Origin of the sequence: Nocardia sp. 852002-51101_SCH5132738 (genome assembly GCF_001665695.1) — a bacterium.
Lineage (GTDB): Bacteria > Actinomycetota > Actinomycetes > Mycobacteriales > Mycobacteriaceae > Nocardia > Nocardia nova.
Window position 1 is genome coordinate 146,451 of the sequence record NZ_LZML01000189.1, and the last position, 22,892, is coordinate 169,342.

Genomic DNA, 22,892 nt, shown 5'->3' on the forward strand with positions numbered 1-22,892 from the left:
GTGGGCCGGCAGCGGGTCAGCTCAGGACACAGTCACCGGTGCCGACGGGCGCGGTCGAATTCGACGCGGCCTGCAGATCGGATTCGACCTCTTTCAAGGTGAGCACGTAGCCGGTGTCGTCGTCGGTGACCGCCGCGCCGAAGACCACACCCAGCACCTCACCGTCGGTGTCGACCAGCGGGCCACCGGAATTGCCGGCGCGCACCCGGCCGCGCACGGTGTAGACCTGGCGTTCGACGGTGTTGCTCTTGTAGATGTCGGGACCGGTCAGCTCGAGCGTCTCGCGCACCCGGGCCGCACTGGCGGTGTAGGGGCCGCCGCCGGGGTAGCCGAGGACGATCGAGCTCTGCCCGGATTTTCCGGGCGACGGGGCGAGCGGGATCACCGGCGCGTTGAGTCCGGGAACGGCCAGAATGGCGACATCCTTGGCCGGGTCGAACAGCACCACCGTCGCGTCCAGGCGACCGCGCGCGGTGTCGACCTGCACGGTGGAGGTGCCCGCGACCACGTGCGCGTTGGTCATGATGCGCTCGGGCGCCACGACGAAGCCGGAACCTTCCAGCGCGCGCTGACAACTCGGCGCGACACCGTTCACCCGCAACACGCTGTGCTGGAGATTCAGCGCGACAGGCGTGTCGAGAACGCTCGCGTCCGGCGGCTCGACCGCCGCGATCGGCGCCCGGCCGAACGGGCCGATCACCTCCGGCAGTCCCGAGGTGTTGAGCAGTTTGGAGAATTCGTTCGGCACCCGGCGCAGCCAGTTCGGCGCAACCTGGTTCACGTCGGCGAGCACCCGGGAGCCGTTGACCGCGGCCGCGATACCCGGCTGGGACGACGATGCCAGCGGCAACGCCAGCAGCCAGGCGGTGACCATTACGGCCACACACTGCAGCGCCGCACCGACCACGCTGTCGATACTGCGAGTGAACGGGTGCCGCATACCGCTGCGCGCGGCGCGGCCCAGCACCATGCCCGCCACCTCGCCGACGATCACCAGCGCGACGATCAGCACGACGCCGACCAGGACGCGCTGACGCCCCTCGCTGATGTGCTGCAGGATGTGCGGCGCGATCAGGATGCCGGCGACCGCGCCGAGCACCACGCCGAGAAATCCGAGCGCCGAGGCCACCGCGCCCTGTCTCCACCCCGAGGTGGCAGCCAGCAGCGCGATGATCAAGACCGCGAGGTCGAGCCACCCGGAACTACTCATAACGTCATCCCCACTGCCGCGAGCGAGGCCTGCAGATCACGCACATCGTGGTGATCCCAGTCCCGCTCCCATCCCGATACCGCAAGCAGACCGGCGAGCACACCGGCGGTGAAACCCCAGACGAGCATGCCATCGACCGCGAACGCCGGTCCCATGTACCCCAGCGGATGACGAACGACGAACCGGTTCGCCGGGTCGATCAGATCCACCAGCGGCACCCGCACCACGCGGGCGGCCTCGGTTTCGCTGACCACCCGCACCTCACCGGGCGTGCGCCAATACGCGACCACCGGCGTGACGTCGAACCGGGACGGCGGGACGAAGATCTTGGGCAGGATGGCGAACGGTTCCACACCCACGGGGTCGAGACCGGTCTCCTCGCGCGCCTCGCGCAGCGCGGTGCCGACGGGACCGTCGTCACCCGGTTCCACCCCGCCGCCGGGAAAGGCGACCTGCCCGCGGTGCTGGCGCAGGGTGGCGGCGCGCTGGGTCAGCAACACGTCGGCGTCGGCCGGGAGACCGCCGCGGGTTCCGGCATCGGGCTCCGGCGAACCGCCGAACAGGACGAGGACGGCGGCCTCGCGGGGACGCAGAGCGGCCGCGGCCACCTTGCCCGCGGTGCGTTTGAGTACTTGATTCACGCCCGTCGGATCGGCCGGTTCGTGGTCGGCCACGCCGCGCAACCACCCCGGGATATCGGTGGCGAGCTGTTGCGGCCGGTCCTCAGCTGTCGAATTGTCGTTCATCTCGGATCTATCGGGCACGGACGAGGCCCTCCACGGTTGTGCGCACTGCCTGCCCGTTCACACCCGCACCCCCAATTCCTGCGCGACGGTGGCGGCGACGTCGTCGGCGGTGTCGAACGGCCGGACCACCACCTTCGCGATCGAACCGTCGGCGCGAACCAGTACCGAGACCGGCAGCACGGCCGGCGCTCGCACCGCCGTGCGCACCTTTCCGGCACCGTCCTGCATACCCGGCAGACGCACACCGAGGTCGCGCAACCGGGCCAGCGCCTTGCCCTCGTCGGGATCGCTGTGCACGGTCACGACGGTCAGCGCGCTACCCGCGCGTGCCGAGAATTGCTGCAGCGCGGGCAGTTCCCGGGCGCACGGCTCACACCAATACGCCCACAGATTCACCAGCGCCGGGCGCCCGGCCAGCGCCGCGCCGAGATCGACCGGACGGCCGTCGGCCAGACATTCGAGCGTGATTGCGGCCAGCGGACCGGCGGCCGGCGTGGGCGGCTGCGCGGCCGCGGCGCCCGGACGCGGACAGTCGGCCAACGCGGCCGCGGCCCGCTGACCGTCGGAGGCGGACGCCGGCCCGCCCTGCACCGCGGTGGCGGTCACGGACGGACCGTCGTGGTCGCCGCGCGGCCAGACCGCGACGGCGAGCGCCACCACAGCTATCAGAACGACGAACGCCCATCGCCACGCTGCGGGAACCGACTTCACCGGCCCACCAATTCGAGCAGATGCTCGGCCTCGGGTCCCTTCACCAGTGCGGCGGCCGTCACGGGGTCGGTCGGGCCGATTCCGAAGGAGGGGCAATCCTTGGCCAGCAGGCAGGCGCCGCACGCCGGTTTACGGGAATGGCAGACGCGGCGGCCGTGGAAGATCACCCGATGCGAGAGCATCGTCCATTCCTTGCGCTCGATCAGTTCGCCGACGGCGTGTTCGATCTTGACCGGGTCGTCCTCGGTGGTCCATTTCCATCGCTGCACCAGCCGCGAGAAATGGGTGTCGACAGTGATTCCCGGCACATCGAAGGCGTTGCCGAGGATGACGTTGGCGGTCTTGCGCCCGATGCCCGGCAGCTTCACCAATTCGGCCAGCGTATGCGGCAGGACGCCGTCGTGGTGTTCCAGCAGCGCCTGTCCCAGCCCGATCAGTGAACTCGTCTTGTTGCGATAGAAGCCGGTGGGCCGGATGTATTCCTCGAGTTCCGTGCGATCGGCCTCGGCATAGGCCTTGGCGTCGCGATACCGGGCGAACAATGCCGGAGTTGTCTGATTCACCCGGACGTCGGTGCATTGCGCGGAAAGGATTGTGGCCACGGCCAATTCGAGCGGGGTGGTGAAATCCAGTTCGCAGTGCGCGTCGGGAAATGCCAGCGTCAGCGTGCGATTCATCCGCCGGGCGCGGCGTACCAGACCCAGCCGGGTTTCGTCGGCGAATCGGGCGGCCGGTTTCGAGTTCGCCCGCGCGGATTTCTGCGGAAGTTTTTTTCGAGCCGGAGAACTCGATTCGGTCGTTGTGACCGACGCCGCATCGGTGGCCGTCGCGGCCGTCTCGTGCCCGTTCACGGCGGTGGATCTGGGTTCACGCACTCGTCCACCATACGGAACCGCACCGACGCGAGCGCGATCGCGAACTCCTCCCGTGTTCCATCTGAGACCTTCTCCGTGTTTACTCACCCGTATGCAAGGACTCGCTGTGGTGCTCTTCCCGGTGGTGTTGATGCTTTTCGCACTGTTCATGGAACGTGTCGAAAACCGCCTGCGCAAGCTGCTCGAACCGGGTGAAGAGGTCCAGCAATATCTGGACAGGGCCAGCAATGCCGAGGTCAACGAGCTGGCCAAGTTGGGCGTGCCCGCACACGCCGGCTCCGGCGGCCGCCGCCGTAATCGCGACGAATTGGACGTCGCCCAAGCCAGTTAGACCGATTCCGCCCTCCGGCGATACCGACGCGCCCGACCCGCGAATACTCGAGCCCGGGAACTTTCCGCGACGCCGCGCCCGTTCACAAACCGCACGTTACGTGGTGTCTGTCACTACGCTGCGTGGATGGCAAGTAGACTGCACTGTCGGCCGAACGCTTCGGTCCAGCACTGTGGCGAGCGACGCCGAGCCAGGCGGCAGCCTGCGTACCACGTAGGGACCCGCTGACGCCGCAGTAAGCACCGTCAATTCCCATAAGGAGCACATTCGTGGACGAGGCCCTCGCCAGAGCAGGCATCTTCCAAGGCGTCGAGCCCACCGCGGTGGCTGCTCTCGCCAAACAGCTTCAGCCGGTGGATTTTCCACGTGGCCATGTCATTTTCAATGAGGGCGAGCCCGGCGATCGGCTGTACATCATCACGTCGGGCAAGGTGAAGATCGGCCGCCGTTCCCCGGACGGGCGCGAGAATCTGCTGACCATCATGGGCCCGTCGGATATGTTCGGCGAGCTGTCGATCTTCGACCCGGGCCCGCGTACCTCCACGGCCACCACCGTGACCGAGGTGCGTGCGGTGACCATGGATCGCGATGCGCTCAAGGCCTGGATCGACCAGCGGCCGGAGATCGCCGAACAGTTGCTGCGGGTGCTCGCCCGCCGCCTCCGGCGTACCAACAACAACCTGGCCGACCTGATCTTCACCGATGTCCCTGGTCGAGTCGCCAAGGCGCTGTTGCAGCTCGCGCAGCGATTCGGCACCCAGGAGGCCGGCGCCCTGCGGGTCACCCACGACCTCACCCAGGAAGAGATCGCTCAGCTGGTCGGCGCCTCGCGCGAGACGGTGAACAAGGCCCTGGCCGATTTCGCCCACCGCGGGTGGCTGCGGCTCGAGGGCAAGAGCGTGCTGATCTCCGATTCGGAGCGGCTGGCTCGCCGGGCGCGGTAGGGATTTCCCACCGCGCTCCGGCGCATCCGGATCAGTTCCGGCCGCGCAGATAGGCGAGCTGGGCCTTGACCGAGCTGCGCGCGGCCGGCCACAGCCGTTTGTCCACATCGGCGTACACCTTCGCCACGACCTGCAGCGGTGTCGCGTTCTCACCGAGTTCGCGTAACGCCGCCCGCACCTGGTTCAGGCGCTGATGCCGATGTTCGATGTAGTAGCCGATCACCGGTTCGGCCTGCGGATGATCGGGGCCGTGCGCCGGGAGCAGCGCACGGCCGGGGGCGTGCCGGGCGAGCAGTTCGAGGGAGTCGAGATAGTCGCCGAGCGCGTCGTCGCGCGACTCCAGCACCGTCGTCCCGCTGCCGAGCACGGTATCGCCGGTGATCAGCGCGTCGTCGAGTAGCAGGCTGACCGAATCTTGAGTATGTCCCGGGGTGCCCAGCACCGTCAGGCGCAGTCCGGCCGCCTCGATGACCTCACCGTCGGTGAGCGGCGCCGAGGAGCCGGACAGATATTTCGGATCCATCGCGCGTACCGGCGTTCCGGTCAGTTTCACCAGCCGGTCGATGCCGCCGGTGTGGTCGTGATGGTGATGCGTGATCAACGTCAGCGCGATATTTCCGTCGGTGGCGCGGGCGATCGCCTCGCTGTGCGCCTTGTCCTTGGGCCCCGGATCGATCACCACACAGTCGGATCGATCCGGCGCCCGCAGAATCCAGGTGTTCGTCCCCTCGAGCGTCATCTGGTTCGGATTGTCGGCCAACAACACCGAAGCGGTACCGGTGACCGGCCGCAGTTGTCCGTACGCGGGATGAGTGAGGGTCATCTACCTTGCCTACCGCACTTCGGCGATCAGCTCCACCTCGACCGGAGTGTTCTTGGGCAACTCGAATACCCCGACCGCGGAGCGGGCGTGCACTCCGGCCGCGCCGAACACCTCGCCCAGCAGCTCGGATGCGCCGTTGATCACCAGCGGCTGATCGGTGAAACCCGGTGCCGAGGCGACGAATCCCACCACCTTCACGATCCGCACGACCGCGTCCAGACCGACCAGATCGTCGACCGCCGCCAGCGCGTTCAACGCACACAGGCCCGCGGCCCGCGCGGCGTCCTCGACGCTCACGTCGGCGCCGACCTTGCCCGTCGCCGACAGCGCGCCGTCGACGAACGGCAGCTGGCCGGCGGTGTAGACCAGCGAACCGCTGCGCACCGCCGGAATGTAGGCGCCCGCCGGAGCCGCGACCGGCGGCAGCGCGAGACCCAGTCGTTCGAGGTTGGCGCGCCAGTCCGTGCCGGCCGTCACTGCTTGGGCCGCTTCAGATAGGCCACGTGCTGTTCACCGGTCGGCCCCGGCAGCACCGTGACCAGCTCCCAGCCGTCGGCGCCCCACTGATCCAGAATCTGTTTGGTCGCATGCGTCAACAGCGGCACCGTCGCGTATTCCCAGACCGTCACATCGCTCATGTCGCAGAAGCGTACTGGGTGAACCGACGGTGAACGGTGCGGCCGAGAGACTCGTCGGGGACCGATCAGCACATTTCCGGCTCGTACGGAAGTGCGCTGTGGCCTACGAGACAGTAGGGCGATCCTCTGGTCGCTGTTTCGTAACGGGTTATAGGCTCGCGAACGTGGGAGTACCGACAGCAGTACCCGTTTCGCAAGAGCCGGGACTGAAATTAGGGTGGCCGGACCGAGCCGACAAAGCGCGGCTGCATTACGTGTCCGGCAAGGGCGGGACCGGAAAATCCACGGTCGCAGGCGCTTTGGCGCTCGCATTGGCCGCGGGCGGGCGCCGGGTACTGCTGGTCGAGGTGGAGGGCCGCCAATCGATTGCCCAATTGTTCGATCTGCCGCCACTGCCGCCCACCGAAACGAAGATCGCCACCGCCGACGGCGGCGGTGAGGTGATGGCCCTGGCCCTCGATATCGAACACGCCTTCCTCGAATATCTCGACATGTTCTACAACCTCGGCTTCGCGGGCCGGGCGATGCGCCGGATGGGCGCCATCGAATTCGTCACGACGATCGCACCGGGTCTGCGCGACGTGATACTGACCGGCAAGATCAAGGAATGCGCGGTCCGCACGGACAAATCCGGTCGGCGCGTCTACGACGAGATCGTCGTCGACGCCCCGCCGACCGGTCGCATCGCCGGATTCCTCGATGTCACCAAGGCCATGGCGGACGTCGCCAAGGGCGGGCCGATCGCCGCGCAGGCCGAGGGCGTGGCGGCGCTGCTGCATTCCGAGCAGACCGTCGTCCACCTGGTGACCCTGCTCGAGGCCCTGCCGGTGCAGGAGACCTCGGACGCGATCGCCGAGCTGACCGAATCGGATTTCCGGATCGGCACGGTCATCGTCAACCGCGCCACCGAGGGCTTTCTCCCCGCGCCGGTGCGCGCCCGCGTCGCGACCGGTGACGTCGATCTGGACGCCGTCCGGGCGGGACTGGCCGAGGCCGGAATCACGGTGGACGACAACGACTTCCAGGGGCTGATCCGGGAAGCCGTGGAACATTCGGCAACCCTGCAGGCGCAGGACGACAGCTCCGCCGAACTGGCGAAGGTGGATATCAGCCGCCTGTATCTGCCGGCGTTGCCCGACGGTATGGACCTGGGCGGACTGTACGAACTGGCCGAACATCTGAGCGCGCAGGGAGTCCGCTGATGAGCCACCCGAGCCCGCTGATCCCGCCGGCGGCTCCGCTGCTGGATGTCGAGGCCATCATCGCCGACCCGACCGCTCGGGTGGTGGTGTGCTGCGGCTCCGGCGGGGTCGGCAAGACCACCACCGCCGCGGCGATCGCCCTGCGCGCGGCCGAACAGGGTCGCAAGGTCGTGGTGCTGACCATCGACCCGGCGCGGCGGCTGGCGCAGTCGCTGGGCGTCACAGACCTCGGCAACGCACCCCAGCGCGTGCAACTGCCCGAGACGGCCAAGGGCGAGCTGTACGCGATGATGCTCAACATGCGCCGCACCTTCGACGATATGGTGCTCGAGCACACCAGCCCGGACAAGGCCGAGCAGATCTTCGCCAACCCCTTCTATCAGACCGTCGCCTCCTCCTTCGGCGGAACGCAGGAGTACATGGCGATGGAGAAGCTGGGCCAGCTGGTCGCCAAGCGCGAGTGGGATCTGGTCGTCGTCGACACGCCGCCCTCACGCAACGCCCTGGACTTCCTCGACGCGCCCAAGCGGCTCGGCAATTTCCTCAACGGCCGGATGATCCGCGTCATCATGGCGCCCGGCCGCGGCGTGGGCCGCTTCGTCACCGGCGCGATGAGCCTCGCCGTGCGCGGGGTGTCCACGGTCGTGGGCGGGCAGATGCTCAAGGACGCCTCGCTGTTCCTGCAGTCGCTGGAGTCGATGTTCGGCGGCTTCCAGGACCGCGCCGAGCGCACCTACGCCATGCTCTCGCGGCCCGGCACCCATTTCGTGGTGGTCGCCGCGGCCGAACCGGACGCGCTGCGCGAGGCGTCGTTCTTCGTGGATCGGCTCTCCACCGACGGAATGCCATTGGCCGGGCTGGTGCTCAACCGCACCCATCCGGTGCTGTGCACCCTCTCGTCGGCTCAGGCGACCGCCGCCGCGGACCGGCTGAGCCCCGGCGCCGGCAGCGATGCCGACGGCACCACGAAGGAGGCAGTGGCCGCCGACGCCGCCACCGATCCCGCGACGCTGACCGCCGACATCCTGCGCATCCACGCCCATCGCGCGGTCACCGCCAAGCGCGAACAGCATCTGCTGCACCGCTTCACCGGCGCCCATCCACGGGTGCCGATCGTGACGGTGACCGCTCTGCCGTTCGAAGTGTCCGATCTGGACGCGTTGCGCGCGGTCGGCGACCAGCTCGCCGGGTCCGACGCGGCCTGAGTTCCCCGGTGGCGCTGACGTGCGGCCCCGATTCCGCACGTCATCGGCCGAAAAACGGTCCGAGCCCGCACGCGCGGGCTCGGACCGTACCGGTACTCGACTACATCGCGACCTTCTGCTGACGCTGGGCACGGAAGAAGTCCGCCCACGAGGTCACCTCGGGATGCTGCTTGAGCAGCGCACGCCGCTGCCGCTCGGTCATCCCACCCCACACACCGAATTCCACTCGATTGTCGAGAGCGTCGGCACCGCACTCCATGAGCACCGGGCAATGCCGACAGATGGTGGCCGCCTTGCGCTGGGCGGCACCACGCACGAACAACTGGTCGGGATCCACTTCCTTGCATCGGGCCTGGGACACCCAGGCGATTCTCGCTTCGGCCTGCTCCACGTCCAATCGAGCGATGGGGGTAGTCATGTGCATTTGGTGTGCCCCTTTGCAGTCCGAACACCGGGTCAACGGCGCTCCGGAATCGCGTGCAGCCCACAGCAACCCAACCCCGCTGCGCTCCGCACCACATTCCACTTTGAGTGTTAGCTCTATCACACTGGGTTCTCAATCTAGGTAAAGGTATGGGGCGAGCGCAAGACCGTGCCCGTATTTTCTGGTACGCCCGTCCCTGCGGAAGCCTCGCGACCAGCTGTCATGGCGCGCCGCCGACCGCGCACCGCGCATGTGACGGCGGGCCAATTAGGCTGGGGCGCGTGCCGATCTCACAAACGCTCGCGAGGCTCGCCGGCGCCTGCGTCCTAGCGGCCGTACTCGTCGCCGGATTGCTGTTCCCGCTCGCCGGCGGCTTCGGGTACATGTCGAACCGCGCAGCCGATGCCGTGGACAACGTTTCCGCGGAATTGGTGGCGGGTACCGCGCCGGCGGTGTCGACGATGGTCGATGCGACCGGAGCCCCCATCGCGTGGCTGTACGAACAGAGACGTTTCGAGGTCCCCAGCGACAAGATCGCCAACGATATGAAGTTGGCGATCGTCTCCATCGAGGACAAACGCTTCGCCGAACACGGCGGCGTCGACTGGCAGGGCACGCTGCGCGCATTCCTGACCAACACCTCGAGCGGTGAGGTACAGCAGGGCGCCTCGACCATCGACCAGCAGTACGTGAAGAACTTCCAGCTGCTGGTGGTCGCGAAAACCGACGCCGAACGCCGTGCCGCCATCGAGACCACGCCGGCCCGTAAACTGCGCGAAATCCGAATGGCTCTGACCTTGGAGAAAGAACTCACCAAGGACGAGATCCTCACCCGCTATCTGAATCTGGTGCCGTTCGGCAACGGTTCCTACGGCATTCAGGACGCCGCGCAGACCTATTTCGGCGTCGACGCCAAGGATTTGAAGGTCGCGCAGGCCGCCATGCTCGCCGGTATGGTCCAGTCCAGCTCCAAACTCAACCCGTACACCAACCCCAAGGGCGTGCTGGAGCGGCGTAATACCGTGTTGGACACGCTGATTCAGAACATTCCGAGCCGGGCCGACGAATTCCGGGCCGCCAAGGAACAGCCGCTGGGTGTGCTGCCGGAGCCCAAGGGGCTGCCGCGCGGATGCATCGCCGCAGGTGACCGTGGTTATTTCTGCGATTACGCGCTGCAATATCTCGCCAATGCGGGAATCAGCAAGGATCAGATGGACAAGGGCGGATATCTGATTCGCACCACCTTGGATCCGGCGGTGCAGAATTCGGTCAAGGCCGCCGTCACGGCGAACACCGATCCGAATCTGGAGAATATCGCCGAGGTCACCAGCATCATCGCTCCCGGCCAGGACTCCCACCACATCCTGGCGATGACCTCGAGCCGCACCTACGGTCTGGATCAGGGTGCGCATCAAACGGTCCAACCCCAGCCGTATTCGATGGTCGGTGACGGCGCCGGATCGATTTTCAAGATCTTCACCACGGCCGCCGCGATGGAGAAGGGCCTGGGCACCAGCGCCCAGTTGGATGTGCCCTCGTTCTTCGCCGCGAAGGGTATGGGTAACGGTGGCGCCGCGGGATGTCCGCCGGCCACCTATTGCGTGAAGAACGCCGGTAATTACCGATCGCCGATGTCGGTGACGGAGGCGCTGGCGCAGTCTCCGAACACCGCGTTCGTCAAGCTCATCCAGGATGTCGGCGTGACGCCCACGGTCGATATGGCGGTCCGGCTCGGGATGCGCTCCTACGCCGAGGCGGGCACCTCCGGCCACGGTAATCAGAGCCTGGCGGACATGATCAAACAGCAGAATCTCGGCTCGTTCACCCTGGGCCCGGTCGCGATCAATCCGCTGGAATTGTCCAATGTCGCCGCGACGCTGGCATCCGGCGGAAAGTGGTGCCCGCCCTCGCCGATCGCGGAGGTGATCGACCGCGACGGTAAGCAGGTTCCGCTCACCCAGCAGGCCTGTGAACAGGTCGTCGAGCCCGGGTTGGCGAATACCCTGGCCAATGCGCTGAGCCAGGACGCCGTGGGCGGTACCGCGGCCGGTTCGGCCCGTGCGGTGGGCTGGAACGCCCCCGTATCGGCCAAGACGGGAACCACCGAAACCCACCGGTCCTCGGCCTTCCTCGGCTTCACCAATTCGATGGCCGGCGCCGCCTACATCTACGGCGACTCCCCGACGCCCGGCGAGATCTGCTCGTTCCCGCTGCGCACCTGCGGCGACGGTAACCTCTACGGCGGTAACGAACCGGCTCGCAGCTGGTTCGGCGGTATCAAACCGGTACTCGACAAATTCCCGCCGCCCGCACTGCCGCCGCTGGACGACAAATACGTGCGCGGCTCGAACAACGCGCAGATCCCGGATGTGAACGGCATGTCGGAGTCCGAGGCGCGCTCGGTGCTCATCGGCGCGGGCTTTCAGGTGTCGACGGTCACCACGCCCGGATCGGCCGCCAAGGGGACGGTCACCGCTACGACGCCGAACGGCTCGGCCATTCCCGGATCGGTGATCACGGTGCTCGTCAGCGACGGCACGCAGCGGGAGATCCCGAAGCCCGGACCGCCGCCGGCGCCGCCGGCGCTCCCGGGTCTGCCGCAGATACCGCGGCTGCCACCGATTCCGATTCCGATCCCCCGGTAGCGATACGCGAGAGGCCGGCGAATGTGCGACACATTCGCCGGCCTCCTGCTTTGTCCGGCGAGCCTACAGCCGGGCCTTGACCGCGGCCGAGATCCGCGAACCGTCCGCCCGGCCCGCGGCCAGCGCCGTCGCGACCTTCATGACCTGGCCCATCTGCTTCATGCCCGGGCGCTCACCCAACTGCTCGGCCACATCGGCGATGGCGGTATCGGCGATATCGGCGACCTCGGCCTCGGTGAGCGGGGTCGGCAGATACTCGTCGATGATCTCCTGCTCGGCGCGCTCGTTGGCGGCCAGTTCGGCGCGGCCGTTCTGTTCGTAGACGACGGCCGCCTCGTTGCGCTTCTTGGCCTCCTTGCCGAGGACCGCGATCACCTCGGCATCGGAGAGCTCCTTCGCCTCGGCACCGGCGACCTCGGCGTTCTGCACGGCTGCCAGCAGCATGCGCAGCGTGCTGAGGCGCAACGTGTCCTTGGCCTTCATCGCCGCGGTCAGATCGGCGCGCAACTTCGATTTGAGTTCCGACATGCGCCACACGCTAGCCGTTGTCGGCGGACCCTCCCACCGCATTTCCGCGTGTCGAGCCGGGTGGACGGCTACGACAGCGCCCGGCAAACCGGATGCCTGTGCGGAATCACACTCGGTATTCGTCACAGTGGTCGCCTATTCTGGGCTGATGCCCGTATTCTCGTCCCCCGCACTTCGACGAGCAGCGCTGGGCTCCGGAGCTAAGGTCGCCGCCGCGGCCGCCGGTACCGCAGTGGCCGGAATCGGCTATGCCTCGCTGATCGAACGCAATGCCTTCGTCCTTCGTGAGGCCACGATGCCGGTGCTGCAGCCGGGCTCGTCGAGTCTGCGTGTGCTGCACATCAGCGACCTGCACATGACGCCCGGCCAGAAACTCAAACAGGCCTGGGTTCGCGAACTGGCCGCCTTGGAACCGGACCTGATCGTCAACACCGGCGACAACCTCGCGCATCCGAAGGCGGTGCCCGCGGTGGTGCAGTCGCTGACGGCGTTGCTCTCCCGTCCGGGCATCTTCGTCTTCGGCAGTAACGACTATTTCGCGCCCGTTCCGAAGAACCCGCTCAAGTACTTCGACAAGAACCACAAGCGAGTGCACGGGGATCCGCTGCCCTGGCAGGATCTGCGCGCGGCGTTCACCGAACGCGGCTGGCTGGATCTGACCCATGTGCGGCGCGATCTCGAGGTCGCCGGAATCAAGATCTCCACGGCCGGTGTCGACGATCCGCACCTGTCCCGCGACCGGTACGACACCGTCGCCGGCTCGCCGAACCCACTGGCCGATCTGAGCATCGGACTCACCCATTCGCCCGAGCCCCGCGTACTCGACCGGTTCGCCGGTGACGGGTACGACCTGGTGCTGGCCGGCCACACCCACGGCGGACAGCTGTGCCTGCCGGGATTCGGCGCGCTGGTCACCAACTGCGGTATCGATCGGTCCCGGGTGAAGGGTCCGTCGCGCTGGGGTGCGCACACGCGACTGCACGTGTCCGCGGGCCTGGGTACCTCGCCGTGGGCGCCGTACCGCTTCTGCTGCCGCCCCGAGGCGACCTTGCTGACGCTGGTGGCCGCACCGCCGAAAGGCCCCATCGCCGACAGTGGCCATGGCGTCTCGGAATCGGAGGCCGTGGCGCGCTAGGGTGGCGTGCCGAGGCACGACATCAGGCAGGGGTACACGGTGAACAGTGGGTTCGAGCGGAACGACGACCCGACCGCGCGACGAGAACCCACTCCCGACTCGAACGAGACCCCGCCGACACTGGCGATCCGGCGGGTGCCGGGTGCGAATTTCCCTGTGTCGCAAGGCTCTCCGTGGGCTCGGCCGCAGTCGATTCCGACCGTTCCCGGCGGCGCGGGCGATCCCGGACGCTCCGGTTCTCCGGCCGAACCCGCCAAGCCCGCGGCACCGGACGCGGACCGGTCGCCCGGATCGCTGTTCGGTGGGAACGACGCTGCCGGAGGGCAATCCGCTCCGGCCCATCCGTGGACGCCACAGGGCGGCGCGAGCGGAGATACCTCCCATGGCCCGAATGCGGTCCCGGGTCCGCACGCGCCGTCCGGCTTCGCTCCGTCGCCGCACGGTTTCGGCAACCCGGGCGGACCCGACGCCCCCACCACCGCCTTCGGCGTGCAACCCGGAATGCCGCAGTGGCCGGGCAGCTCGATGCCGGGCGCGAATACTCCCTCCCGGCAACAGTTCTCGGCACCGCACGGCAGCGGTCGCCCCGAGCCGGATTGGCAATTGGGGGTCGGATCACATCCCGCGCCGCAGCAAGCGTCCTGGGGACCGCCGACGGCTCAGCATCCGCACACCGCGCTGCTGCAGGTGCCGGCCGAGCAGCCGCCTCGGCGGCGGAAAGCTCTGCTGCTCAGCGGAATCGGGGTGCTGGTCGTCGTGGCGATCGGCGCGACCGTGGCGGTGGTCGCGAGCCGGCATTCCGACTCGCCGGCCGCCGCGGGTTCCGGCAAGCCGTCCATGGTCAGTGCGCTCAGTAACGAAAATCAGCCTCCCCCACCACCTTCGCGACCGCAGCAGACGGCGCCGAAGCCGCAGCCCGGCGCCGCGCCGCCACCGATGGTTCCCGGTTACCAGGTCGTCCAGATCCTCGATCGCGGTGCGGCCTACGACGCGCCTCCGGAGTGGAGGGTCGATCCGGTCGGCACGGCCGCCTGGGGTTCCGGATCGAATCCGCTGGAAATCGCCGGCCTGGCACAGGACGGCAAGAACTACTGTCCGAACTACACCCGGACCAACGCCTTCCTCACCATGTCTCCCCAGACGGACCCGTCCGCGGCCGCCGCCGATATCGGGGCCCGGATGGCCAAGTTCGGCTGGTCGAACGCCACCATCGCCGCCCCGGCCCCCGCCGAGCCGATGGTCTCGCTGGACGGGCAGCTGCACGGCGCCTTCGTGGAGACCACCGGCAGCGCGCCGCCGCCGGCCCCCGGCTGCGCCACGACCTTCGCGGTCTACACGTTCGCCTTCCCCAGCGAAAACGGAAACTTCGTCATGACGGTCGCCGCCGACACCGGCGTCGACAAGTCCGTGGACAAGGAAACCGCCAAACGCATCCTCTCCACCATCCGCCCCCTCCCTGCCCGCTGACCAGCGGATTTAATGATCCGCTCCCCCCTGCTGTAAGCTACGACAGGCTCAACTCACGGGGTGTGGCGCAGCTTGGTAGCGCGCTTCGTTCGGGACGAAGAGGTCGCAGGTTCAAATCCTGTCACCCCGACTCGTGTGTGGAGACACGGCAGAGGCCCTGACCGATCCACTGGTCAGGGCCTCTTGCTTTGCCCGGGTGCGTATCGGTGCCGGGTGCGTATCTGTGCCGGGTTCGAGAAACTTCACCGTCCACGGCCCGATCCTCTGGGCGAGCTGCCTTCCCATTTCCGGGACCACCGGAAAACCTTGTGCTACAACTTTGTTCGTGGCGGCACTCATCGGCTTGGTGGTGATCCTGGGGATCATCATTCTCATCGCTGGAGCGGTTCTGTTGATCGTCAGTCTGGCGAAAGCGCCGGGGCGGCGGGCAGGTTCCGCCTCCGAGGCGTCGCAGCAGGACCTGCCGATGTGGACTCCCCCGCAGCACCAGGACGTCCCGATGTGGACTCCGCCGCAGCACCAGGACGTGCCGTTGTGGAGCCCGCCGCAGCAGCATTCCGCGCAGCAGCCGCAAGATCGGACGCCGCCGTACTGGTCGCCAGGTCCTCGATAGCACGGTGACGGGCTCGCTCGCGTCACTCCAGATTCGCCAGCATCTCGCGCTGATGCCGATAGCCGATGGTTTCGTAGCCGACCACGGTGATGAACGGGGAGATCATCACCACCAGTAGGCATACGGCGATCGAGGCGCCCAGCGCGGCCAGGATCACCGCGACGGCCAAGACCACGACCGTGAGGGTGAGCAGCAGGATGTGGAACGGGTCCGGGGCCGACAGCAGCAGGGTGTGCAGCAGATAGACCATCAGCAGGTACACGCCCACCGGCAGCGCCAGAGCGAGGACCACCGCGACCGGGCCGATGTGGGAGTGGTGCTCGAGCGACAGGCCCGCGACGTGCAGGCCCGCGCCGGCGCCGGCGATACCCATGTAGAGCGGGATGTGGCCGTAACCGAACAGGTAGCCGCGGTTGCGGCGGTGCACGAGGATCTCGCCGAACGGGGTGGTGAAGTACACCCACCACATGCCGAAGGTCAGGCCCACGCCGGCGACCACGATCGCGATCGCATCGGCACTCCACTGCCCGCCGTCGCTGCCGCCGAGCAGCCCGCCCGAGGAGGCGACCGTGCCGACCACGCCCTCACCGAGCGCGATGATGGCGAACAGGCTGTAGCGTTCGGCCACGTGGTGCGGATGCCACGGGGTACCACTCGCGCGGCCCTGCGTCAGCACCGGTACGAGCAGTTCCAGCACGCCGAGCAGTATGCATCCCACCCCGGCCACGAGCAGCGGCATGTGCACGAATGCGATGATCACCCAGCCGATTTGGGCGATGATCGTCCACCGGATGCTCCCGTAGCCGACGTGCCGGAAGGACGGCGACTCCCGTCCGGCGCGCCACCACTGCAGCACCATCGCGATCCGCATCACGATGTAGCCGACGACCATCACCCGCACGTCGAGGTGATCGCCCACATCGACCGAATGGAACATCGCGGGCAGGCCGAGGGCGAAGACCACCACGCCGATCATCACCACCATGGTGAGCACGCGGTACAGCCAGTCGTCGGTGTCGAACGCCGAGGCGAACCAGCTGAAATTGATCCAGGCGTTGACGATCGCGAACATCGCCAGCACGAAGGCGAGCACCGCCTTGCCCGCATGCCCGTCGGCGACCATCTCGGCGAAATACGACGCCGCCGTGCCGACCGCGACCACGAAGGTCAGATCGAACAGCAGCTCCAGGGGCGAGGACACGCGCCCCGGTTCGTCGGGGTCGCGGCCGGTCATCCGGATGAGGCGGTGCGCCGGGCCGCGGGCGCCGCCGGTGGATACGGAGTCGCTCATGGGCACCGATGATGCCGTACCGACGGGTCGGCTCGCCGCTGCCGGCCCGTCGCCGTGGCAGGACGCGTGCGCGCGCTACTTCCCGGAAGCGTCCGACGGCTGCAGCAGCGAGTTGAACTTGTTCGTGTAGAACTTGCTCGGATCCAGCTTGTGATCGATGGCCCCGGTGTCCTCGAGCCAGCTCTGCCAGCGCGTGAAATCCTCGTCCGACACCTTGCCGTAGCGCGCCGGAACCCCCACGGACAGCCAGTATTTCAGCGTCGAGGTGTCCTCTCCCGCGCGGTGGCGGGCGTTGATGATCTCGGTGAATTTCGCGATCACCTGATCCCGCGGCGTGCTGCGCTCCCATTCGATCGCCTTCGCGACGCCGGTGGTGAAGGTGCGGACCACATCGGGGTTCTTCGCGATGAAATCGTTGCGGAAGACATAGGGTCCGCCGTTGATCGGGCCGCCGTATTCGTCGAGTTCGGTGAAAATCGGTCGCACTCCGCCGTTGGCCACCGCACGCTGTTGGAACTGGCCGTTCAATGCCGCGGCGTCGATCTGTCCCTGCCGCAGCGCCTGTTCGATATTCGGCGGCGGCAGCGCCACCAATTGCACCGATTTGATCTGGTCGACGCTCAGTCCGGCCTTCTTCAACGCATCGTGGATATCGGCCTCGTTCTGGCCACCGAGCGTATTCACGCCGACCTTCTTGCCGACCAGATCCGCGGCCGAACGAATCGGGCTGTTGTCGAGGGTGTAATAGCCCTGGAAGGACTTCTCGTCCGATCCGTAGTAGTTGACCACCGCGGTGATGGGCGCCCCGGCGCCGGCCAGCTTGGCGACCGCACCGGCGAAGGCCCCGCCGAAGTCGACCTGCCCGGTCGCGGCGGTCTGGATTTCCTGCGGCCCGCTGATGGTGTTGCCGACGTAGTCGAGTTCGATCTTGCCGTCGAAGAATCCGAGGTTCTCCGCGAGCTCCGGAAGCGTGACCTGATCGGTCCAGCCGAGATACCGAAGCGAGGTCACCCCGTTCTCGGTGTGGGCGGATCCTCCGCTGCCGCAGGCGGTGAGTAGCACAGCGGCAGCCGTACCGGCTGCGAAGACGGATATTGCGGTGCGGATACGTCCGGACATCAGGTAATTCCTCTCGACACTGCGCACGACGGCACGGTGGTGCGCGTCGGCTCGGCCGAGCCTAGGTGTTGTGAATTGCCGAGCCTCCCCTTTGAATCACGACGATTCGGTTGCCGGAAATACGCGTCGATCACTCGAGTACACCCGAGCGGTATCCACCCCGACCGGCACCATACTCGGGTACGCGGCAGAAGACTGCGACATGAAGGCTCCCCTGGCATCGCAGAAACGGCATTGCTGAAACGCTGACCCTGTGGAACTGGCACCCGCACACAGTCGTCGCACTACGGACTGTGTTACGCCGAGTCTCCTCGATTTCCCGGGCAACGGGGGCATACCCGACATTTCATCGATCGGGAACCCTGTCACCACCCTCGTTGCGACCTGCGAAGACCGTGGCCGCACGGGTGCGGTCCGTTGGTATAGTCCGCAGAGTTCTCGCGATGGGAACGGGAAACCGGTGCCAATCCGGTGCGGTCGCGCCACTGTGTTCAGCCCATGCTGTCAGCCAGACCCCTTTCGTCGCTGTGCACGGACGGGGACGCGGGTTCCCCAGAAGGGTTGTGGCACATGTCCACTCGTCGTCGCCTGCTTCGCGATGTGCTGCGGGACTGGTCCCGGCGTGACTGGCTGGAAGCGGCGGTGCTGCTCGGTGTGGTCGCGTTGATGCATCTGATCGGATTCGGCCTGCTGTTCGGCGCGATCGCCCCGCACGGTTATCGCATCGGCACGGAGGTCTTCGGCATCGGACTGGGCATCACGGCCTACACCTTCGGGCTGCGCCACGCCTTCGACGCCGACCACATCGCCGCCATCGACAACACCACGCGCAAGCTGATGAGCGACGGCAAACGGCCCAAATCGGTCGGATTCTGGTTCGCGATGGGGCATTCCACGATCGTGTTCGTCCTCGCCGCACTGGTGGTGGCGGGTGCGCACGTGGTGGGCACCCTGGTCGACGAGGACTCGTCGACCCGCAAGACCCTGGGCACCATCTCGACCGTGGCCTCCGGATCGTTCCTGTATCTGATCGGCCTGCTCAATGTGGTTGCGCTGATCGGCATCTGGCGGGTGTTCCGCCGTCTGCGCCACAGCGGCGAATACGATCGCGCGGAACTGGAGGCGGCGCTCGATTCGCGCGGATTCCTGGCACGCCTGCTGGCGCCGGTGATGCGGATGGTGGGACGGCCGGTGCACGTGTATCCGGTCGGCGTGCTGTTCGGACTGGGTTTCGACACCGCGACCGAGGTGGCGCTGCTCGCGCTGGCCGGGTCCGGCGCGGCGGCGGGACTGCCCTGGTACGCGATCGTGGTGCTGCCGCTGCTGTTCGCGGCGGGGATGAGCGTGATGGACACGATCGACGGCCTGTTCATGAACGTCGCCTACGACTGGGCGTTCTCCGATCCGGTGCGCAAGATCTTCTACAACCTGGCCATCACCGGCCTGTCGATCGCGGTGGCCCTGTTCATCGGCTCGATCGAGCTGATCAAGGTGCTGCACGACGACACCGGTTTCGGCGGCCCGGTCGGAGAGTGGATCGCCGGTATCGACCTCAACAACGCGGGATTCGCGATCGTCGGATTGTTCGTCCTCGCCTGGGTCGTCGCGATCGCCTACTGGCGGCTGGCGAAGGTGGACGAACGCTGGGCGCCCGCGCCGACCGAGGAATCGGCCTAGCCACACCACATTCGACCGCACCTCGTCGAGCCGCGCATCGCCGGCCGGCATGCGACATTCTTGCGACGGCGATCACACCTGTGCCATAGTTCGCTGCATATGTGAGACGGAGCAGTCTCGCATTAGTGAAGGAGCCGAGTGTGACCGAATCCTGGACGCGCCGCATCCGCCGGACGACCTGTGTCCTCGCCGCGGCGGCGGCATTGACCGTTCCGGCCGCAGTGGTGGCTCATCCGCCGCACGCCGGCGCCGAACCCGCGCCGGTCGCACCCGCGGCCCCGATTCCGCTACCACCCGAGCTGGACCCGGGCTTCTACCATCCGGCACCGGAGATCGTCGCGGCGAAGCAGCCCGGCGAGATCATCGCCGCGCGGCAGGTGCGGGTGGCCAATCTCGGGCTGATCCCGGTCAATGTCGACGCGTGGCAGATCTCGTACCGATCGAACGACAGTCGTGACCGACCGATCCCGGCGGTCGCGACGGTTCTGAAACCACGCGGTTCGGCACCGGACAAACTGGTCTCGATGCAGATCGCCGAGGATTCCCTGGCCGGCTACTGCGCACCCTCCTACGCGATCCAGCATTTCTCGGCCGGTCCGTTCCTGGGCCAGATCGTGGCCCCGGCCGAATTCGTGATCGCCCAGGGCGCGTTGCAGCAGGGCTGGGCCGTGGTGATTCCCGATCACGAGGGGCCGAACAACGCCTATGCAGCGGGGCCGCTCGCCGGCCGGATCACCCTGGACGGCGTTCGCGCGGCCCGAGATTTCGAGCCGATGCGGTTGAGCCCGCAGACCAGGATCGGCCTCTACGGCTACTCCGGCGGTGCGATCGCGACCGGTCACGCGGCCGAACTGAAGAGCACCTACGCACCGGAGCTGAATATCGTCGGCGCGGCCGAGGGCGGGGTTCCGGCCGATCTCGGCATGACGCTGAAGGTGGCCAACGGACAGGCGACCTCGGGGCTGGTACTGGCCGCCGTGATGGGCCTGACCCGCGAATACGCCGAATTCGCGCGTTTCGTCGACGAGCATATGGACCCATTGGGCAAGGGACTGACCACGATTCAGAGCGGATTGTGCGTGCAGTACGTCAGCTCGCTGCTGCCGTTTCTGAATCTCGAAGGAATGTTGCGGGTTCCTGGCGATCCGCTCCAGCAGCCCGCGGTCGCCGACGTACTGGACGAAACCCGCATGGGCAAGTCGGTGCCGGATATGCCGATGTACATCTGGCAGGGCAACCCGGACGAGATCATCCCGGTCGGCCAGGTGAACAACCTCGTCGACACCTACTGCCGAAACCCCTCCGCCACAGTGCAATACACCCGTGAACACTTCGCCGAACATGTCGCCACCGAGATCTCCGGCGGCGGCCCGGCGATGCTGTGGTTGCGCGACCGTCTCGACGGCGTACCCGCGCAGCCCGGCTGTCACACCGCGGATGCGGGCTGGTTGTTGCTGGACCCCAACGGTTTCCAGATGCTGGCCTCGACCTTCGGCGAAACCTTCGCCTCGTTCTTCGGTAAGCCGATCGGCGTGAAGTAGGCCGCGCGCAGAGCTACCGGCACAGCGTGGTGCCGGGTGATGGGAAGGGCCCGTTCGTCAGGGGGACGAACGGGCCCTTCCGTGGAGATCGACGGCATCGACCCGTCAGCGGATGCGCAGCCGGCGGCTCAGACGCAACGTGATGAGCGTGCTCTTGAGCTGCTTTTCGAACGGCATACCCGCCCGGGCCGAGAGCACCTGCTTCTTCTGCACGCCGACGTTGACCGTATCGGTGTACTTGAGCAGGCCCGCGTCGCCGTGCCGGGTGCCCACGCCGGACTGTTTGACGCCGCCCGAGGGCGTCATCTTCGCCGAATAGGTCGCGACGAAGCCGTCGTTGACGTTGACATTGCCCGCCTCGAGCCGGTCGGCGAGCTTCTCCGCACGAGCGAGATCCGAACTCCAGATGCTGGCGTTGAGACCGTAGGTGGTGGCATTGGCCTGTCGGACGGCCTCGTTCTCGTCGGTGTAGCGGTAGATGGTGACGACCGGACCGAAGGTCTCGACGGTCGCGTGCTCCATCTCGGGGGTCACACCGGTCAGCACGGTCGGCTCGTAGAACGCCGGGCCGATGTCCGGGCGGGCCTTGCCGCCGGTCAGCACGGTCGCGCCCTTCGCGACGGCGTCGTCGACGTGCGAGGCCACGCGCCGCATGTGATCGACCGACACCAGCGAGCCGAATTCCGGGTCGGCGGTGTAGGAGGCACCCGCCTTCGACCCCAATTCCTCTGCCGCGGCGACGAATCGGCGCACGAACTCGTCGTGGATGCGCTCGTGCACATAGATGCGCTCGATATGCATACATGCTTGGCCGGAGTTGCCGTACACCGCGAAGATCGCGCCAGGAATCACCTCGTCGAGGTTGGCGTCCTCGAGCACGATCATCGGATTCTTGCCGCCGAGTTCGAGGCTGCAGCTGATGAGGTTGCGGCCCGCGCGCTCGCCGATGGTGCGACCGGTCGCGGTGGAACCGGTGAACATCACGAAATCGCTGTGGTCGATCAGGGTGGGGCCGACGTCGGGTCCGGTACCGCACACGACCTGGATCAGATCGCGCGGCAGCCCCGCCTTGCGCAGCAGTTCGACGCCGTAGAGCGTGCACAGCGCGGTCTTGTTGTCCGGTTTGATCACCACGCCGTTGCCGGCGATGAGGGCCGGAATCGAATCGGAGATCGAGATCGCGAAGGGGAAGTTCCACGGCGCGATCACCGCGACGACGCCCTTGGGCCGATGCTGTTCGGTGGAGGTGGAGATGATGGGCATCGCGCCGCCGCGCCGGATCGGTTTCAGGATCCGCTCGGCATGTTTGAGGTAGTGGCTGATCACCATCACCGGATCGCACGATTCCTCGATGGCCATCCGGCGGGTCTTGCCGCAACCGATCTGAATCAGGTCCGCGATGGTGTCGAGTTCGGAGAGAATCAGCTCATGGGCCTTCTCGAAGACCTGCAGCCGGCGCTTGACCGGCCAGTTCGCCCATTCCCGCTGCGCCGCCCGAGCCTTGTCGGCCGCCGCGGCGACGTCCTCGGGCGAGGACTGCGGCAGCTCACCGACGACCGCGCCGGTGTACACCTCGATCATGTCGCAGGGTTCGCGCTTCTCCCCCGCGGCGCCCGCGGTGATCAGCCCGGTGAGGCGGTCGATCAGCGTCTTCGTGATCCGCGGCGGCAACGTGCTCGCGCCGCTGCGCGAGGTCGCGTCCGCACCGCTGTGCGTGGTTGTCTCCATCAGCGCTCTCCATAACTTGCCGCCCGTGACGGCGGTCAC

General features: G+C 67.2%; 22 protein-coding genes, 1 tRNA gene and 1 riboswitch. Of the genes, 11 read left to right on the top strand and 12 right to left on the bottom strand.

Annotation, left to right across the window (positions count from 1 at the left end; translation table 11 throughout):
- Positions 1-16: 16 nt before the first annotated feature.
- From A5789_RS30035 to nth, 4 genes are read right to left on the bottom strand one after another with little or no spacing between them, the layout of a single operon-like run.
- Positions 17-1,210: a MarP family serine protease gene (locus A5789_RS30035; RefSeq protein ID WP_063019584.1), complete on the bottom strand. Its 1,194-nt coding sequence runs from the start codon at positions 1,208-1,210 to the stop codon at positions 17-19.
- Positions 1,207-1,956: a CoA pyrophosphatase gene (locus A5789_RS30040; protein WP_063019586.1), complete on the bottom strand. Its 750-nt coding sequence runs from the start codon at positions 1,954-1,956 to the stop codon at positions 1,207-1,209. Before A5789_RS30040 ends, A5789_RS30035 begins: the two co-directional genes overlap by 4 nt.
- A gap of 57 nt (positions 1,957-2,013) precedes the next feature.
- Entirely contained in the window at positions 2,014-2,667 is a 654-nt protein-coding gene (locus A5789_RS30045) for a TlpA disulfide reductase family protein (protein ID WP_064906112.1), read from the bottom strand.
- On the bottom strand, positions 2,664-3,344 hold the full coding sequence (nth, locus tag A5789_RS30050) for an endonuclease III (RefSeq protein WP_082857452.1): 681 nt from the start codon (positions 3,342-3,344) through the stop codon (positions 2,664-2,666). Before nth ends, A5789_RS30045 begins: the two co-directional genes overlap by 4 nt.
- Before the next feature lie 289 nt (positions 3,345-3,633).
- Here nth and A5789_RS30055 point away from each other — a divergent pair, with 289 nt between their 5' ends.
- Positions 3,634-3,873: a hypothetical protein gene (locus tag A5789_RS30055; RefSeq protein ID WP_030516432.1), complete on the top strand. Its 240-nt coding sequence runs from the start codon at positions 3,634-3,636 to the stop codon at positions 3,871-3,873.
- Positions 3,874-4,142: 269 nt separating this feature from the next.
- Positions 4,143-4,817: a Crp/Fnr family transcriptional regulator gene (locus tag A5789_RS30060; protein WP_019044571.1), complete on the top strand. Its 675-nt coding sequence runs from the start codon at positions 4,143-4,145 to the stop codon at positions 4,815-4,817.
- 31 nt (positions 4,818-4,848) lie between these two features.
- Here A5789_RS30060 and A5789_RS30065 read toward each other — a convergent pair whose 3' ends face one another.
- The 3 genes from A5789_RS30065 to A5789_RS37045 are packed head-to-tail and all read right to left on the bottom strand — an operon-like array spanning position 4,849 to position 6,278.
- The gene (locus tag A5789_RS30065) at positions 4,849-5,640 is read right to left on the bottom strand and encodes an MBL fold metallo-hydrolase (protein ID WP_063019081.1); all 792 of its coding nucleotides are present in this window, start codon (positions 5,638-5,640) and stop codon (positions 4,849-4,851) included.
- Positions 5,641-5,649: 9 nt separating this feature from the next.
- Positions 5,650-6,117, bottom strand: coding sequence for a RidA family protein (locus A5789_RS30070; RefSeq protein ID WP_030516434.1), 468 nt, complete (start codon positions 6,115-6,117; stop codon positions 5,650-5,652).
- Positions 6,114-6,278, bottom strand: a complete 165-nt coding sequence (locus A5789_RS37045; protein ID WP_085997207.1) for a DUF4177 domain-containing protein — start codon at positions 6,276-6,278, stop codon at positions 6,114-6,116. The genes A5789_RS30070 and A5789_RS37045 overlap by 4 nt, the downstream gene beginning before the upstream one ends.
- A 164-nt stretch (positions 6,279-6,442) precedes the next feature.
- On the opposite strand from A5789_RS37045, the gene A5789_RS30075 reads away from it, so the two are divergent.
- Complete coding sequence (locus tag A5789_RS30075; RefSeq protein ID WP_064906110.1) at positions 6,443-7,480, top strand: ArsA-related P-loop ATPase; 1,038 nt, start codon at positions 6,443-6,445, stop codon at positions 7,478-7,480.
- The gene (locus tag A5789_RS30080; RefSeq protein ID WP_064906108.1) at positions 7,480-8,685 is read left to right on the top strand and encodes an ArsA family ATPase; all 1,206 of its coding nucleotides are present in this window, start codon (positions 7,480-7,482) and stop codon (positions 8,683-8,685) included. Before A5789_RS30075 ends, A5789_RS30080 begins: the two co-directional genes overlap by 1 nt.
- Before the next feature lie 100 nt (positions 8,686-8,785).
- Here A5789_RS30080 and A5789_RS30085 read toward each other — a convergent pair whose 3' ends face one another.
- Complete coding sequence (locus tag A5789_RS30085; protein WP_030516437.1) at positions 8,786-9,109, bottom strand: WhiB family transcriptional regulator; 324 nt, start codon at positions 9,107-9,109, stop codon at positions 8,786-8,788.
- A 281-nt stretch (positions 9,110-9,390) separates the two neighbouring features.
- Here A5789_RS30085 and A5789_RS30090 point away from each other — a divergent pair, with 281 nt between their 5' ends.
- Complete coding sequence (locus tag A5789_RS30090; RefSeq protein ID WP_064906106.1) at positions 9,391-11,754, top strand: transglycosylase domain-containing protein; 2,364 nt, start codon at positions 9,391-9,393, stop codon at positions 11,752-11,754.
- A 63-nt stretch (positions 11,755-11,817) separates the two neighbouring features.
- Here the strand turns inward: A5789_RS30090 and A5789_RS30095 are convergent, their stop codons facing one another.
- Positions 11,818-12,282: a GatB/YqeY domain-containing protein gene (locus tag A5789_RS30095; protein WP_064906104.1), complete on the bottom strand. Its 465-nt coding sequence runs from the start codon at positions 12,280-12,282 to the stop codon at positions 11,818-11,820.
- Positions 12,283-12,430: 148 nt separating this feature from the next.
- On the opposite strand from A5789_RS30095, the gene A5789_RS30100 reads away from it, so the two are divergent.
- From A5789_RS30100 to A5789_RS30115, 4 genes are all read left to right on the top strand, one after another.
- Positions 12,431-13,417 (top strand): metallophosphoesterase, encoded by a 987-nt coding sequence (locus A5789_RS30100; protein WP_063019085.1) that lies wholly within the window; start codon positions 12,431-12,433, stop codon positions 13,415-13,417.
- 39 nt (positions 13,418-13,456) lie between these two features.
- Positions 13,457-14,884, top strand: a complete 1,428-nt coding sequence (locus tag A5789_RS30105; RefSeq protein WP_064906102.1) for a hypothetical protein — start codon at positions 13,457-13,459, stop codon at positions 14,882-14,884.
- A 56-nt stretch (positions 14,885-14,940) separates the two neighbouring features.
- Positions 14,941-15,014, top strand: a tRNA-Pro gene (locus A5789_RS30110).
- Between the two features lie 195 nt (positions 15,015-15,209).
- Positions 15,210-15,497 carry a hypothetical protein gene (locus A5789_RS30115; protein ID WP_064927400.1) on the top strand — a complete coding sequence of 96 codons (288 nt, stop codon included), beginning with the start codon at positions 15,210-15,212 and terminating at the stop codon, positions 15,495-15,497.
- Positions 15,498-15,519: 22 nt separating this feature from the next.
- On the opposite strand, the gene A5789_RS30120 is transcribed toward A5789_RS30115, so the two are convergent.
- Positions 15,520-16,788, bottom strand: a complete 1,269-nt coding sequence (locus A5789_RS30120; RefSeq protein ID WP_063019091.1) for a low temperature requirement protein A — start codon at positions 16,786-16,788, stop codon at positions 15,520-15,522.
- 75 nt (positions 16,789-16,863) lie between these two features.
- A complete protein-coding gene (locus A5789_RS30125) occupies positions 16,864-17,907 on the bottom strand; it encodes an ABC transporter substrate-binding protein (RefSeq protein ID WP_064906098.1) in 1,044 nt (347 codons plus the stop codon).
- 413 nt (positions 17,908-18,320) lie between these two features.
- Positions 18,321-18,444: riboswitch (cobalamin riboswitch) on the top strand.
- 33 nt (positions 18,445-18,477) lie between these two features.
- Between A5789_RS30125 and A5789_RS30130 the strand changes: the two genes are divergently transcribed.
- Together A5789_RS30130 and A5789_RS30135 are read left to right on the top strand one after the other, a co-directional pair.
- Complete coding sequence (locus tag A5789_RS30130; RefSeq protein ID WP_030516445.1) at positions 18,478-19,584, top strand: HoxN/HupN/NixA family nickel/cobalt transporter; 1,107 nt, start codon at positions 18,478-18,480, stop codon at positions 19,582-19,584.
- A 140-nt stretch (positions 19,585-19,724) separates the two neighbouring features.
- Positions 19,725-21,125: a lipase family protein gene (locus A5789_RS30135; RefSeq protein WP_369817568.1), complete on the top strand. Its 1,401-nt coding sequence runs from the start codon at positions 19,725-19,727 to the stop codon at positions 21,123-21,125.
- Between the two features lie 105 nt (positions 21,126-21,230).
- Here the strand turns inward: A5789_RS30135 and A5789_RS30140 are convergent, their stop codons facing one another.
- Positions 21,231-22,853: a succinic semialdehyde dehydrogenase gene (locus A5789_RS30140; RefSeq protein WP_064906120.1), complete on the bottom strand. Its 1,623-nt coding sequence runs from the start codon at positions 22,851-22,853 to the stop codon at positions 21,231-21,233.
- Between the last annotated feature and the right edge of the window lie 39 nt (positions 22,854-22,892).

What these genes read in the sequence shown, in the direction of transcription:
- A5789_RS30100 (WP_063019085.1), top strand. Translation starts at nt 12,431, where the DNA reads ATGCCCGTATTCTCGTCCCCCGCACTTCGACGAGCAGCGCTGGGCTCC.
- A5789_RS30085 (WP_030516437.1), bottom strand. Translation starts at nt 9,109, where the DNA reads ATGCACATGACTACCCCCATCGCTCGATTGGACGTGGAGCAGGCCGAA.
- A5789_RS30130 (WP_030516445.1), top strand. Translation starts at nt 18,478, where the DNA reads ATGTCCACTCGTCGTCGCCTGCTTCGCGATGTGCTGCGGGACTGGTCC.
- A5789_RS30065 (WP_063019081.1), bottom strand. Translation starts at nt 5,640, where the DNA reads ATGACCCTCACTCATCCCGCGTACGGACAACTGCGGCCGGTCACCGGT.
- A5789_RS30040 (WP_063019586.1), bottom strand. Translation starts at nt 1,956, where the DNA reads ATGAACGACAATTCGACAGCTGAGGACCGGCCGCAACAGCTCGCCACC.
- A5789_RS30035 (WP_063019584.1), bottom strand. Translation starts at nt 1,210, where the DNA reads ATGAGTAGTTCCGGGTGGCTCGACCTCGCGGTCTTGATCATCGCGCTG.
- A5789_RS30140 (WP_064906120.1), bottom strand. Translation starts at nt 22,853, where the DNA reads ATGGAGACAACCACGCACAGCGGTGCGGACGCGACCTCGCGCAGCGGC.
- A5789_RS30055 (WP_030516432.1), top strand. Translation starts at nt 3,634, where the DNA reads ATGCAAGGACTCGCTGTGGTGCTCTTCCCGGTGGTGTTGATGCTTTTC.
- nth (WP_082857452.1), bottom strand. Translation starts at nt 3,344, where the DNA reads ATGAATCGCACGCTGACGCTGGCATTTCCCGACGCGCACTGCGAACTG.
- A5789_RS30095 (WP_064906104.1), bottom strand. Translation starts at nt 12,282, where the DNA reads ATGTCGGAACTCAAATCGAAGTTGCGCGCCGATCTGACCGCGGCGATG.
- A5789_RS37045 (WP_085997207.1), bottom strand. Translation starts at nt 6,278, where the DNA reads ATGAGCGATGTGACGGTCTGGGAATACGCGACGGTGCCGCTGTTGACG.
- A5789_RS30080 (WP_064906108.1), top strand. Translation starts at nt 7,480, where the DNA reads ATGAGCCACCCGAGCCCGCTGATCCCGCCGGCGGCTCCGCTGCTGGAT.
- A5789_RS30120 (WP_063019091.1), bottom strand. Translation starts at nt 16,788, where the DNA reads ATGAGCGACTCCGTATCCACCGGCGGCGCCCGCGGCCCGGCGCACCGC.
- A5789_RS30125 (WP_064906098.1), bottom strand. Translation starts at nt 17,907, where the DNA reads ATGTCCGGACGTATCCGCACCGCAATATCCGTCTTCGCAGCCGGTACG.